We start from the raw sequence: 12,171 nt of genomic DNA, 5'->3' as shown, positions 1-12,171 counted from the left end.
ACTGTGGGTCGCGCGAGCGCAGGCGCAGCTCGCAGGGAGGGGCCCCGTCGCGAAGCGACGGGGAGGGATGCAATCCCTCCCGGCGGGGAACGGTCGCGAACCCGCGAAGCGGGCGCGACCGTTCACGGGCCCCGCCGAGCGGGGGTGGGGCCCCGACGACGGCGGTCAGCCGTCGGCGGGGCGGGGGACGCAGTCCCCCGCTAGACTACCGGCGCCGCCGCGGCGACGCGCGTGCCCTCGGCGCGGACGCGGCCGAGCGTCGCGGCGAGGTCGTCACCGGCGAGCGTCTCGCGGCGCAGCAGCTCCTTCGCGGACTCCTCGAGGAGCGGGCGGTTGTCGAGCAGGATCGCGCGGGCGCGCTGGAAGGCGGCGTCCACCGTCTCGCGCACCGCGACGTCGATCTCGCGCGCGGTCTCCTCGGAGTAGAGCCGCCGCGTCCCGGTCACCTGGCCGAGGAAGCCCTCCGGCTCGGACTCGTAGGTCACCGGTCCGAGCGAGCCGTCCATGCCGTAGCGGGTGACCATGTTGCGAGCGATGTCGGTCACCTTGGCGAGGTCGTCGGCGGCGCCGGTGGAGTAGTGGCCGAACACGACCGCCTCCGCGGCGCGGCCGCCGAGGAGCACGGCCATCTTCGATTCGAGCTCCTCGCGCGTCATGAGGTAGCGGTCCTCGGTCGGCCGCTGGATGGTGTAGCCGAGCGCGCCGATGCCGCGCGGGATGATCGAGATCTTGTGGACCGGGTCGGTGCCGGGCAGCGCCTGCGCCACGAAGGCGTGGCCGAGCTCGTGGTGGGCGACGATCTCGCGCTCGCGCGGGTTGAGGAGCCGGTTCTTCTTCTCCAGGCCCGCGATGATGCGCTCGATCGCGACGTTGAAGTCCTCCATGGTGATCTCGTCGGCGTTGCGCCGGGTCGCGACGAGCGCCGCCTCGTTCACGAGGTTCGCGAGGTCGGCGCCGGTGAAGCCGGGCGTGAGCGCCGCCACCTCGTCGAGCTTCGTGCCGGGGGCGAGCTTCACCTTGCGCGTGTGGACCTCCAGGATCTGCGCGCGCCCGACGCGATCGGGCCGGTCGACGAGCACCTGCCGGTCGAAGCGCCCGGCCCGGAGCAGCGCCGGGTCCAGGATCTCCGGCCGGTTCGTGGCGGCGATGAGCACGATGCCGACCGACGGGTCGAAGCCGTCGAGCTCGACGAGGAGCTGGTTCAGCGTCTGCTCCTTCTCGTCGTGGCCGCCCATCATGCCGGGCATGGAGGCGCGGGCGCGGCCGAGCGCGTCGAGCTCGTCGATGAAGATGATGGCGGGGGCCTTCAGCCGGGCCTGCTCGAAGAGATCGCGCACGCGCGCGGCGCCGACGCCGACGAACATCTCCACGAACTCCGAGCCGGAGATGGAGAAGAAGGGGACCCCGGCCTCGCCCGCGACCGCCTTCGCGAGGAGCGTCTTGCCCGTGCCGGGCGGCCCGACGAGGAGGACGCCCCTCGGCATCCGCGCGCCCAGGCGGCCGTAGCGCTTCGGGTCCTTCAGGAACTCGACGACCTCCTTCAGCTCCGCCTTCGCCTCGTCGACGCCGGCCACGTCCCCGAAGGTCACCTTGGTGTCGGTCTCGACGTACACCTTGGCCTTCGACTTGCCGATGGCCATGAGCCCGCCGCCGGGCCCGCCGAGCTGCTTCGCCATGCGGCGCCCGAGGAAGACCCAGATCCCGAAGAAGAGCGCGATGGGGAGGACCCAGGACAAGATGAGGGGGACGAGCTCGTTCTGGAAGCGGCCCGCGTAGACGACGCCGTGCTGGTCGAGCTCCTTCGCCATCTCCGGGTCGACCCGGGTGGTGACGAAGCGCGTCTTGCCGTTGAGCGGCTCCTTCAGCTCGCCCTGCACGTCGTCCTGCGAGACCACCACGCGGACGACCTTGTCCTCGCGGACGAGCTTCTGGAACTCGCTGTACGGCAGGGTCTGGACCGCCTGAGACTGGGACCACCAGTTCTGCAGGAGCATGACCCCGAGGGCGGCGAGCAGGACGTAGCCGAGGTTGAAGCTGGTGGTTTTCTTGTCGAGGGGCATCGAGGGCTCCCGCCGCCAAATGCGGCGTCTCCCGATCCGTAACCACCCTGCGGGCGATGACAAACACGAAATGTCGCAGCCAGACCTTCGGAAAAACGAGGGCGAGCGAGCGAGCGTCCCTGGGGGAGCGTCGGTTACACTCTGGCCCCCGATGGCTCGCATCCTCATCGCCGACGATCACGACGCGGTCCGCGAGGGCATGGCGATCGCCCTCTCGCGCCTGGGCCACGACGTCCTCGCCGTGCGCGGCGGCGCCGAGGCGATCGCCGCCTACCGCAAGAAGCCCGCCGAGGTGGTGGTCACCGACCTGCGCATGGTCCCGGTGGACGGGATCCAGGTGGTGCGCCGGCTGCGGGAGGCGGATCCGGACGCGACGGTGCTCGTCGTCTCCGCGCACGGCACCATCGCCGTCGCGGTCGAGGCGATGCGCGAAGGGGCGATCGACTTCATCGAGAAGCCGTTCTCGCCGGAGGTGCTCCGCGCCCGCGTGGAGAAGGCCATCGAGATCGCGCGCGAGCGCAAGGGCGCGCGCAACGCCCGCGCCCGGGCCGAGGCGCTCGAGGAGGATCTCGGGCGCGATCGCTCCCACGGCCTCGTGGGCAGCTCCGAGCCGATGCGGCGCGTGCTCGATCAGGTGCGCAAGGTCGCCGCCACCGGCGCGACGGTGCTCGTGCTCGGCGAGTCCGGCACCGGCAAGGAGCTCGTCGCGCGGGCCATCCACGACGGGAGCCCGCGCCGCGAGCAGCCGTTCGTGTCGATCTCCTGCGCCGCCATCCCCGAGGGCCTGCTCGAGTCCGAGCTGTTCGGCCACGAGAAGGGCGCCTTCACCGGCGCCATCCGCCGCAAGCTCGGCCGGTTCGAGCTCGCGAACGGCGGCACGCTGTTCCTCGACGAGGTGGGCGAGATCCCGCCCGCCGTGCAGGTGAAGCTCCTGCGCGTCCTGCAGGAGCGCCAGTTCGAGCGGGTGGGCGGCGAGGAGACGGTGGAGGTGGACGTCCGCGTCGTCTCCGCCACGAACCGCGACCTCGCGCAGATGGTCGAGAGCGGCCGGTTCCGCGAGGACCTCTACTACCGGCTCAACGTGGTGCCCATCGTGCTGCCGCCCCTGCGCGACCGGCCCGGCGACGTCGAGGAGCTCGCGCGGTTCTTCGTGGGCCGGCTGGCGCCGCGCATGGGCCGCGCCGTGACGGGGCTCGCGCCCGAGGCGGTGGAGCTGCTCCGCCGCCACCGCTGGCCGGGCAACGTGCGCGAGCTCGAGAACGTCATCGAGCAGGCGCTCGTCTTCGCGGAGGGCGAGGTGGTCCGGCCGCGCGATCTCCCCGAGGGCGTGCGCCGTGCGCCCCCCGCGCCCTCGCTCCCGGTGCCGAGCGGCGATCGGAGCCTCACCGACATCCTCGAGGACCTCGAGCGGCAGCTCATCCTCGCCGCCTACGAGAAGGCGCGCGGCGTGAAGGCGGAGACCGCGCGGCTCCTCGGCATCAAGCCCTCGGCGCTCTACTACAAGCTCGAGAAGTACGGGATCGTGAAGGCCGGCGAGAAGGCCGAGGAGCTCTGAAGTGACCGCGCTCGCCCTGGCGCTCGCGCTCGCCGCCGCGCCGCTCGAGTGTCCGCCCGGCGCGGAGCACCGCGGCCTCGCGCCGCCGGAGGGCTTCGAGGAGTGGTGCGAGGCGAAGGACGCGGCGGGGCAGCCGCGCCGCGAGGGGCCGGCGCGCCGCTACTACGACGACGGCGGGCTGTGGGTCGAGGAGCGGTTCCGCGCGGGCAAGCGCGACGGCGCCTTCGTCGAGCATCACCGCGGCGGGGGTGTGGCGGTCGCGGGGAGCTACGCGGACGGCGCGAAGACGGGGCTCTGGACGGTGTTCGGCCCCTCCGGCGCGCGCGAGGAGGAGGCGGAGTGGCGGGACGGAGTCCCGCACGGGCGCTTCGTCGCCTACTGGCCGTCGGGCGCGAAGCGCACCGAGGGCCGCCGCTGCGGCGGCGTCCAGTGCGGCACCTGGCGCAGCTGGGACGAGCGCGGGAGCCTCGTCGGCAGCGGCGAGTACGGGGTGCCGTCGCTCACGCCCTGACGAGGCGCGGACGAGGCGCCCCGGCATCCCCCGGGCGCGTGACGGGTGCGTGACGGATTTCCGAGGCTTCCGACGGCTTTGCGCAACTCCGGCCCCGCGCGCGGCGTGTAAGTGCTTGATCCGGGGCGAGACGCGCGCGGGCACGTGGGTTGCTCTCCAGACCCGCGGATGTTCGAAGGCCTCGCCCTCGCCCTGCTCCTCTGCGCGCCTCCCGAGCTCGAGGCGCATCGCGCGGAGCTCGACGCCCTCGCCGGCCGGATCCAGGAGCTGAAGCTCCGCCAGATCCACGGCGAGAACGTGCGCCGCGAGCTGGAGCGGCTGCTCGTGCGCGCGCAGGAGGTCGCCGGCGCCATCGAGGCGGAGCTCCAGCGCGAGGGCGCGCTGCCGACGGCGCTGCCGCCCTCTCCCGACGAGCTGCGCGAGCGGGCCGACGCCGCCCGCGACGAGGCCGACCGCCTCGCGGCGGCGATCCACGCGCTCGACATCCGCATCACCACCGCGAGCAACGAGCTGCGCATGGCCCAGTTCGGCGCCTCGCTCACGACCGGGCAGGATCCGGAGCGCCACCGCCGGCTCCGCGTGCTCGTCGAGCAGCGGCAGCTCCTCGCGCACCGCCTCCGCCTCGTGCTCGCAGACGCGGCGCAGCTCGAGAGCGAGGCCAAGGCGATCGAGGGCGAGCGCTGAACGAGGGTCGGCGGTTGGCGATCACCCCGCGAACAGCGCCATCCTCCGCCGCCCGGGTGTGATCTCTCCGGGGCCGCGGGTCCGTGACCGCGGCACCTCTCCCCGACGGATGCGCCGGCGACGGCTCGAGCCGCCGCCGTGCCGCGCCCTCGCTACCGGAAGCTCAGCTATCCCTGCGCGTCACGCGCCGGGGCGCGGACTCGCTCTCGAGGTAGGCGTCGAGCGCGGCCGAGGGGACCGGCACGGCGAGCCAGGTCGCGACGAGCGCGCCGTCCGCGAGCGCGATCCGCTGCTCGACCCCCGGCGTGAGCTGCACGGTCCCGCTCGCCTTCACGTCGTGTCCCGGCACCCACAGGGCGTACGCGAGCGAGATGTCGCCCGTCGCGTCCCGCACCGCCTCGACCCGGAACGCGACGCGCACCGCGCCCGCCTCGCCGGGCTCGTGAAGCACCACCTCGGCGGCCTTGCCGGCGGGGGCGATGATCCGCGGGCGGGCCACGACCTCGCCGCTCGGATCCCTGAGCTCCAGCGCGACGAGCTGGCCTGCCGAGCCGATCTCGCGCTCGGCGCGGGCGCGGGCGATCGCCCCGTGTGTCCGGACCGCCACCTCTGTCGAGGCGCCGCCGACCAGGAAGGCCGACACCAGCAGGAGACCGACGCGGGCGGCTGACGCGCGGGGGAGCATGGGACCGTCCGGCTGCAACGCACGTGCCCGTTCCCCCGTGCGGAATTTCGGGGGTTTGGGGAATTCTGGCGGTGGGTGCGCGTGGCATTCCCGAGGTGCCGCTCGGAAATCCGCGATCAGGCTCTCCGCCAGCCCTCCCCCGTCTGCGTGACCCTCCCCTCGGACGCGAGCTTCTGGAGCGCGGCGAGGCAGCTGCGCTCGGCGAGGGGGAGCGCCGCGGGCGGGGTGTCCGCGTAGGCGAGCGCCGTGACCGCGGAGAGCGAGCGAGGGGCCTCGTCGAGCGCAGCGGCGATGAGCGCCTCGCGCGCGTGGCGATGCGCGAGGTAGGCGCCGAGCCGCTCCGGCGCCGCGGGCGCGGGCGGCCCGTGCGCCGGGTAGAGCGTGCGGGGCCCGAGCGCGCGGAGCCGCTCGAGCTGCCGCTCGTACTCGGCCATGTCGCCCTCCGGCGGGTCGATGACGATGGTCGACAGGGTCGAGACCATGTCGCCGCACACGAGCGCGCCGGTGTCCTCGTCGAGGAAGGCGAGGTGCTCGCGCGCGTGGCCGGGCGTCTCGAGGACCCGGAAGCGGCCGCCGAGCAGCTCCCCGTCGCGCACCGGGCGCACCTCGACGCCTCCCGGCACGCGCCCGGCGGCGAGCCGGTGGCCGAGGACGGGCACGCCGTAGCGCTCCGCCACGCGGGCGACCGCACCGGTGTGGTCGGGGTGGACGTGCGTGAGCCACACCGCGCGCGGCGGCCGCCCCTCCGCGGCGAGCGCGTCGAGCATTGCGAGGAGCGCCGCCTGCTCCGCCGGATCGGACGCGCCGGGATCGACGACTGCGAGCCCGTCGCCGGCCGGGACGAGCCAGGCGTTCGTGTGCGTCGCCGGCGGGATCGTGGGCGTGCGCAGCGCGGCGAGGAAGAAGCCCTCCTGGAACTCGATGCGCCGGGAGACGAACGCGTCGCAGTGCGGCGGCGCCGAGAGCGCCGCGAGGGACGGCTCGCCCGGGCGCGCGAGCACCCGCAGCGCGTGGAGGTTCGGCGGGTGGAGGAGCAGCTCGCCCGCGGCCCAGCGGCGGAGCGCCCGCGCCACCGGGACGAGCGCACCGGCCGCGAGCTCGCCCGCCCACACCTCCGGAGCGTCGTGCGACGCGAGCCGGACGAGGAAGAGGCGCGCGTCGTAGCGGAGCGGCAGGTGCGGTGGGGTGATCCAGCGGCCGGCGGGGGCGAGGCGAGCGGGGTCGAGGGCGAGGCGGTGCCGCTCGAGGAAGGCGCGGAACGGGAGCGTCCCGTCGAGCACCGCGCGCCGTCCCTCGGCGAGCTCCGCCCGAGACGGCGCCTCGCCCGCGCGGCGCGCGAGGAGCACCCCCGTCTCCTCGAAGAGCTCGCGGGCCGCGCAGGCGACGAGCGCGGCCGCCTCGCCCGCGTGCCCGGGGACCTCCAGCTCCGTGTCCTCCGGATCGAGCCGCCCGCCCGGGAACGCGTGAAACCCCGCCGCGAAGCGCCGCTCCACGCCGCGGCGCACGAGGAACACCTCGCGGCCGGCGGGCCCGTCGCGGAACAGGACGACCGCGGTGGCGACGGAGGCGGGCGAGGCGGTCATCGGATCCGCACGAGCTCCCGCTGGATCTTGGAGAACACCTTCGGCCCGTCGTCGGCGAGGAACACGTCGATCTCGCTGCGCACGCCGAGCCCCTCCTCCGGCAGGTAGATGCCGGGCTCGATCGAGAAGCCGAGCCCGGGCACGAGCGGGCGGGTGTCGTGGGTCTCGAGGTCGTCGAGGTTCGCGCCGTCGCCGTGGACCGACAGGCCGATGGAGTGTCCCGTGCGGTGGACGAACTTCTCGCCGAAGCCCTGAGCGGCGATGTGATCGCGGACGACGCGGTCGACCTCCCAGCCCTGCAGCGTCTTGCCCTCGCGGTGGGCGCGCTCGAGCGCCGCGAGCCCCGCGTCGCGGGCGTCGGCGGTGACGCGGAAGATCCGCTCCAGCCGCTCCGGGGGCCGCTCGCCGCAGTAGCCGACCCAGGTGATGTCCGCGTACACGTCGCGGGGGCCCGTGCCGCGGGCCCACAGGTCGATGAGCACGAGGTCGCCCGGGCGGATGGGCGTCGGCGTCCGCTCCGAGGGCTCGTAGTGCGGATCGCCCGCGTGGGCGTTCACCGCCACGATGGGCGGGTGGTCCGTCTCGAGCCCGGCGGCGGCGAAGCGCTCCATGAGGAACGCCTGCACGTCCGTCTCGAGCAGCGTCTCGCCGGCGCGGTGCGCCTCGCCGATGCGCGCGAAGGCGGCGTCCTTCGCGGCGTCGATCGCGGCGAGCGCGCGGCGGTGGCTCTCCACCTGCGCCGCGTCCCAGCGGCACAGGAAGCGCTGGACGAGCTCCGCCGAGGAGACGACCTCCACGCCGAACGTGCGCACGAGCTCCAGCGTCCCCGCGTCGACGCGCGAGAGGTACGGAATGGCCCCCTTCGGGAAGTACTCCATCGCCACGCGCGCGCCGGGCCGAAGGGCCCCGAGGAGCCGCCCGAGCGCGTCGAGCAGTGAGGCCCAGGAGGCGTACTTCTCGCGCCGCCCGGGGATCTCGGGTGGGAAGGAGCCGAGCTCGATGGCGTGCACGAGCGCCACGGCCTCGCTCGCCGCGGGCACGAGGTAGAACCAGCGCCGGGTGAGCATGTGGCCCTCGAGCCCCACCGCGCTCACCGCGGTCGGGTTCTGGCCGTGGAAGTCGTAGAGCAGCCAGGCGTCGAGCTTCGCCTCGGCGAGCGCGCGCTGCAGGGCGGGGAGGCCGGCGGCGGGGATGGGCGCGGCGGGGGTCGGAGAGGCCATGTCGTCGAGGATCTCCCTGGGTGCTAGATGGGCACGCGGTAGCGCTGGGCCGGGCCGCGGTCCGAGGGGTGCGTGATCTCGTGCAGGCGGATGGAGTTCGTGGCGCCGGTGATGCCGAGCGGTGAGCCGTGGACGAGGACGACGCGGTCGCCGGGGCTCACGACGCCCTCCTCGAGCAGCCGGTCGGAGACGAGCTCGGCCATGAGGTCCGCGCTCTTCACCGGCTCCATGATGCGCGGCACGACGCCCCAGTAGAGCGCGAGCCTGCGCCGGATCGACTGGTCGGGCGAGAAGGCGATGATCGGCACGCGCGGCCGGAAGTGCGAGAGGAGCCGCGCGGTGGTGCCGGAGAGGGTGAAGCAGCAGATCGCAACGGCGCCGGCGGCCTCGGCCGCCTCGCAGGCGGCGGCGGAGGTGACGAGGTTGAAGGGCGCGGGGCCGCGCGGGACGTCGAAGACCCCGGTCGTCGAGGGGCTCGTCTCCGCCTCGCGCACGATGCGGTCCATCATCTGCACGGCGTTCACGGGGAAGCGGCCGCTCGCGGACTCGGCCGAGAGCATCACCGCGTCCGCGCCGTCCCACACCGCGTTCGCCACGTCGGAGGCCTCGGCGCGCGTCGGCCGGGGGTGCTCGATCATGGACTCGAGCATCTGCGTGGCGATGATGACCGGCTTCCCCGCGATGTTGGCGCGGCGGCAGATGTCCTTCTGGAGGAGCGGCACGCGCTCGGGGAGGATCTCCACGCCGAGGTCGCCGCGGGCGACCATGACGCCGTCGGCGGCCTCGATGATCGCGTCGATCGCCCCGAGCGCCTCCGGCTTCTCGATCTTCGCGATGACCGGCACGATGCGGCCGGCGCGCTCCATCTCGTCGCGGCAGGCGCGCACGTCGTCCGCGGAGCGCACGAACGAGAGCGCCACCGCGTCCACGCCGTGGGCGAGCCCGAAGGCGATGTCGGCGCGGTCCTTGTCGGAGAGCGCCTCGGCACGCAGCGTCACGCCGGGCAGGTTGATGCCCTTGTGCTCGCGCAGGATGCCGCCCTCCACCACCTCGCAGCGGGCCCGCACGCCGTCCGTCCCGAGGACCCGCAGCTCGATGAGGCCGTCGTCCACGAGCAGCCGGTCGCCCGGCCGGACGTCCTCGGCGAGGTGCGAGTACGTGGTGGAGACGCGGTGCGCGTCGCCCTTCACCTCGGCCTCGGTGGTGATCTCGATCTCCGCCCCGGGCTCCAGCCGGACGCCCTCTCGCCCGACGGCGAGCGGGCCGGTGCGGATCTTCGGGCCCTGGAGATCCTGCAGCACCGCGACCGCGCGGCCGAGGTGCCGCGAGGCCGTGCGGATGCGATCGAGCATCTGGGCGTGATCCTCGTGGTGCCCGTGCGAGAAGTTGAGCCGCGCGACGTCCACCCCCGCGCCGAGCAGGCGCTGGAGGACGTCGGGATCGGACGAGGCGGGACCTAGGGTGGCGACGATCTTGGCGCGGCGCATGGGGACATCGTTTAGCGCCAGGCGGCGAACTGCGTCCAGGCTTCTGCCTGGTTCCCGCAAGTTCCGCGCCGGTGCCAGGAGAGGGCGTGCAGGACGGTCCACCGCTCCGGGTCCGGCGCGGCGATCGACAGGTCGCCTCTTTCCCCACGGCTCAGGCTGATGACCTCGTCGTCGCCGGTCACCTCGAGGAAGTCGTAGTAGACGGGGCCGCACTCCGCGGGCTCGAACTCGGTCCAGTCGTCGCGGACCCGGATCTCGAGCGGCCCGACGAGGATCGCGTCCGTGCCGCTCTCGCCCTCGTAGGCGGACTCCACGACCGCGAACTGGCGCACGTCCGCCGCGAGGACCCCGGTCGTCTCGATGCGGAAGCCGGGGTAGTTGAGCGGCTCGCCCACGGGGCCCTTGCCGGCGGGATCGGAGAGGAGCGTCACCGTGAGCTGCGCGCCGTCGAACTGCGCCGGGTACGCGAGCCCGCCCGTCGCGTCGGCGCGGAAGCTCAGCGTCACGTCGAAGGGTTCACCGCCCCCCTCCGGCACGACGCCCGCCACGCGCAGCACCGTCGGCTCGAGCAGCGCGCCGGTCCCGGTGAAGCGGAAGGCGGCCCGCGCGTCGAGGAGGAAGCTCCCCGCGTCCGAGCGCGCGACCTCCACGTGGAACGGCCTCGTCTCGACGTCGCGCGTCTGGCAGGCCGCGAGGGCCAGGCCGAGGGACAGCGCGGCGGCGCTAGATCGCGAACCCGGCACGGAGCCTCCACTGGCCGAGCTTCGAGAGGCCCGGCCTGGCCCACACGAAGCCCTCGGCGCCAAGGATGAACCTCCCGATCGCGCGCTCCACGCCCACGCCGAGCTCCGCGTCGTGGACCCAGCCCGGCCCGGCCCGCTGCGTGCCGGACAGCCAGCGGACGTCCGCGCGCCCGTAGAAGGTGGCCCAGTCGAGCACCAGCCCCGCGGCGACGGAGCCGCGGATCGCGGTCAGGTTGGCCGTGGCGACGTCGGCCGGGACGAATATCTGACCAACGGTGAGCTCCGCGCTCCCGCGCACCGTCCCCTGCGGCGTGAAGGACGTGCGCAGGCCGGCGTAGATTCCGTTCTGGCCGCCGAACCGCTCGTACAGCAGGAGCGAGTCGGCGCGCAGCACGAGGTTCAGCCAGCTCGCGAGCCCGATGTCCGCGCGGAGACCGCTGCGGAGCCAGCCGAGATCGAGGGACGCGATCATCCCGCCGCGGGGGACGGGGCCGAGCGCGAGCGAGCGCGCGGGCACCTCCGGCTCGAAGTCCCGGTCGTCGCCGGTGACGTAGGTCTCGCCGCTCGCCGGCGGCGGCTCGGACGGCGGCTGCTGCGGCTGCGGCTCCTCCTGCGAGAGGCCCGCGGCCGGCGCCGGCCCGGCCCGGGCGGCGCTCGGGCCATCGCGCTCGGCGCGGGCGCTCCCGGCGGCTCCCAGAGCCGCGACGACGAGGATGATCGCGAGGGGCCGCACGGCGAGGAGGGAGCCTAGCGCGCACCACCGGAGCCGTCCCGGGAAAGTAGCGGCGCTGTCCGCTTGGGGTGATCCCTGCTGCGGCGCACGCCTCTGCCCTCGGCGAGGCCATCGTGCGCCTCGCGACGGGCTCTACCCGAACGTCGCCGGGTCATCCGCGGGGGGCGCTTGACGCCCGCCGGTCCCGGGCTGGTACCGTCGGCGCACCTGATGAAGCTCGACCGGGAGTTCTACGCCCGCGACACGCGCGAGGTGGCGCGCGACCTGCTCGGGAAGGTGCTCGTCCACTGTGACGGCGGAGTGCGTCGCGCCGCGCGCATCGTGGAGACCGAGGCGTATCACGGCCCGGACGACCTGGCATCCCACGCCCGCTTCGGCCCGACGCGCCGCGCCGCTGTCATGTTCGGGCCGCCCGGCGTCGCCTACGTCTACCTCATCTACGGCACGAGCCACTGCATGAACGTGGTCACCGGCGGAGAGGGGTTCCCCTCCGCGGTGCTGCTCCGCGCGGGCGAGCCGGTCGAGGGCTGCCTCCACTCGACGCGCGGCCCGGGCAACCTCTGCCGCGCCCTCGGCATCCGGCGCGAGCACGACAACGGCCGCGAGCTCACCGGAGACGACCTGTTCGTGCTCGACGCGCCGTCGCCCCGGGAGCCGATCATCGCCGCGCGCCGCGTGAACGTGGATTACGCCGGCCCGTGGGCGGAGCGGCCGTGGCGCTTCGCCCTCGAGGGGAACGCCTTCGTGAGCCGCGCGCCGGGCGCGTGGCGGAGCGTCCGCCGCGGGCGGCCCTGAGCGTGTCCTCGCCCCGCGTCCGGGATCGGTCCGCCGGCCGGAAGCCACGAGCCGCCGAGGGGGAGACCTCTCGCCCGGGCGAGGGCTCCCGCCGGCCGGAGTTGGGCTATGGTGC

The 12,171-nt window shown here is 74.4% G+C and carries 10 protein-coding genes and 1 pseudogene; 4 read left to right on the top strand and 7 right to left on the bottom strand.

What is annotated here, in order from left to right; all coding sequences use genetic code 11:
- Positions 1–200: 200 nt before the first annotated feature.
- A complete protein-coding gene (gene ftsH, locus MNY60_RS08100) occupies positions 201–2,060 on the bottom strand; it encodes an ATP-dependent zinc metalloprotease FtsH (RefSeq protein ID WP_242355764.1) in 1,860 nt (619 codons plus the stop codon).
- A 151-nt stretch (positions 2,061–2,211) separates the two neighbouring features.
- Here ftsH and MNY60_RS08095 point away from each other — a divergent pair, with 151 nt between their 5' ends.
- From MNY60_RS08095 to MNY60_RS08085, 3 genes are all read left to right on the top strand, one after another.
- Positions 2,212–3,615 (top strand): sigma-54 dependent transcriptional regulator, encoded by a 1,404-nt coding sequence (locus tag MNY60_RS08095; RefSeq protein WP_242355766.1) that lies wholly within the window; start codon positions 2,212–2,214, stop codon positions 3,613–3,615.
- A gap of 1 nt (position 3,616) precedes the next feature.
- The gene (locus tag MNY60_RS08090; protein WP_242355768.1) at positions 3,617–4,126 is read left to right on the top strand and encodes a toxin-antitoxin system YwqK family antitoxin; all 510 of its coding nucleotides are present in this window, start codon (positions 3,617–3,619) and stop codon (positions 4,124–4,126) included.
- 168 nt (positions 4,127–4,294) lie between these two features.
- Entirely contained in the window at positions 4,295–4,810 is a 516-nt protein-coding gene (locus MNY60_RS08085; protein WP_242360349.1) for a hypothetical protein, read from the top strand.
- A 163-nt stretch (positions 4,811–4,973) separates the two neighbouring features.
- Here the strand turns inward: MNY60_RS08085 and MNY60_RS08080 are convergent, their stop codons facing one another.
- The 6 genes from MNY60_RS08080 to MNY60_RS08055 all read right to left on the bottom strand — a co-directional run bounded on the left by MNY60_RS08080 (position 4,974) and on the right by MNY60_RS08055 (position 11,261).
- Entirely contained in the window at positions 4,974–5,495 is a 522-nt protein-coding gene (locus MNY60_RS08080; protein ID WP_242355772.1) for a hypothetical protein, read from the bottom strand.
- A 116-nt stretch (positions 5,496–5,611) separates the two neighbouring features.
- Positions 5,612–7,078 carry an MBL fold metallo-hydrolase gene (locus MNY60_RS08075; protein ID WP_242360348.1) on the bottom strand — a complete coding sequence of 489 codons (1,467 nt, stop codon included), beginning with the start codon at positions 7,076–7,078 and terminating at the stop codon, positions 5,612–5,614.
- Positions 7,075–8,298: a Xaa-Pro peptidase family protein gene (locus MNY60_RS08070; RefSeq protein WP_242360347.1), complete on the bottom strand. Its 1,224-nt coding sequence runs from the start codon at positions 8,296–8,298 to the stop codon at positions 7,075–7,077. Before MNY60_RS08070 ends, MNY60_RS08075 begins: the two co-directional genes overlap by 4 nt.
- A gap of 23 nt (positions 8,299–8,321) precedes the next feature.
- The gene (pyk, locus tag MNY60_RS08065) at positions 8,322–9,785 is read right to left on the bottom strand and encodes a pyruvate kinase (RefSeq protein WP_242355778.1); all 1,464 of its coding nucleotides are present in this window, start codon (positions 9,783–9,785) and stop codon (positions 8,322–8,324) included.
- Between the two features lie 11 nt (positions 9,786–9,796).
- On the bottom strand, positions 9,797–10,528 hold the full coding sequence (locus MNY60_RS08060) for a hypothetical protein (RefSeq protein WP_242360346.1): 732 nt from the start codon (positions 10,526–10,528) through the stop codon (positions 9,797–9,799).
- Positions 10,509–11,261: a hypothetical protein gene (locus tag MNY60_RS08055; RefSeq protein WP_242360345.1), complete on the bottom strand. Its 753-nt coding sequence runs from the start codon at positions 11,259–11,261 to the stop codon at positions 10,509–10,511. The genes MNY60_RS08060 and MNY60_RS08055 overlap by 20 nt, the downstream gene beginning before the upstream one ends.
- 210 nt (positions 11,262–11,471) lie before the next feature.
- On the opposite strand from MNY60_RS08055, the pseudogene MNY60_RS08050 reads away from it, so the two are divergent.
- Positions 11,472–12,096, top strand: a pseudogene (locus tag MNY60_RS08050) (DNA-3-methyladenine glycosylase); the annotation flags it as partial.
- Positions 12,097–12,171 lie beyond the last annotated feature (75 nt).

It is taken from the genome of Anaeromyxobacter sp. SG17, assembly GCF_022690695.1.
Lineage (GTDB): Bacteria > Myxococcota > Myxococcia > Myxococcales > Anaeromyxobacteraceae > Anaeromyxobacter > Anaeromyxobacter soli.
This window is presented reverse-complemented; position numbering and strand designations above follow the sequence as displayed.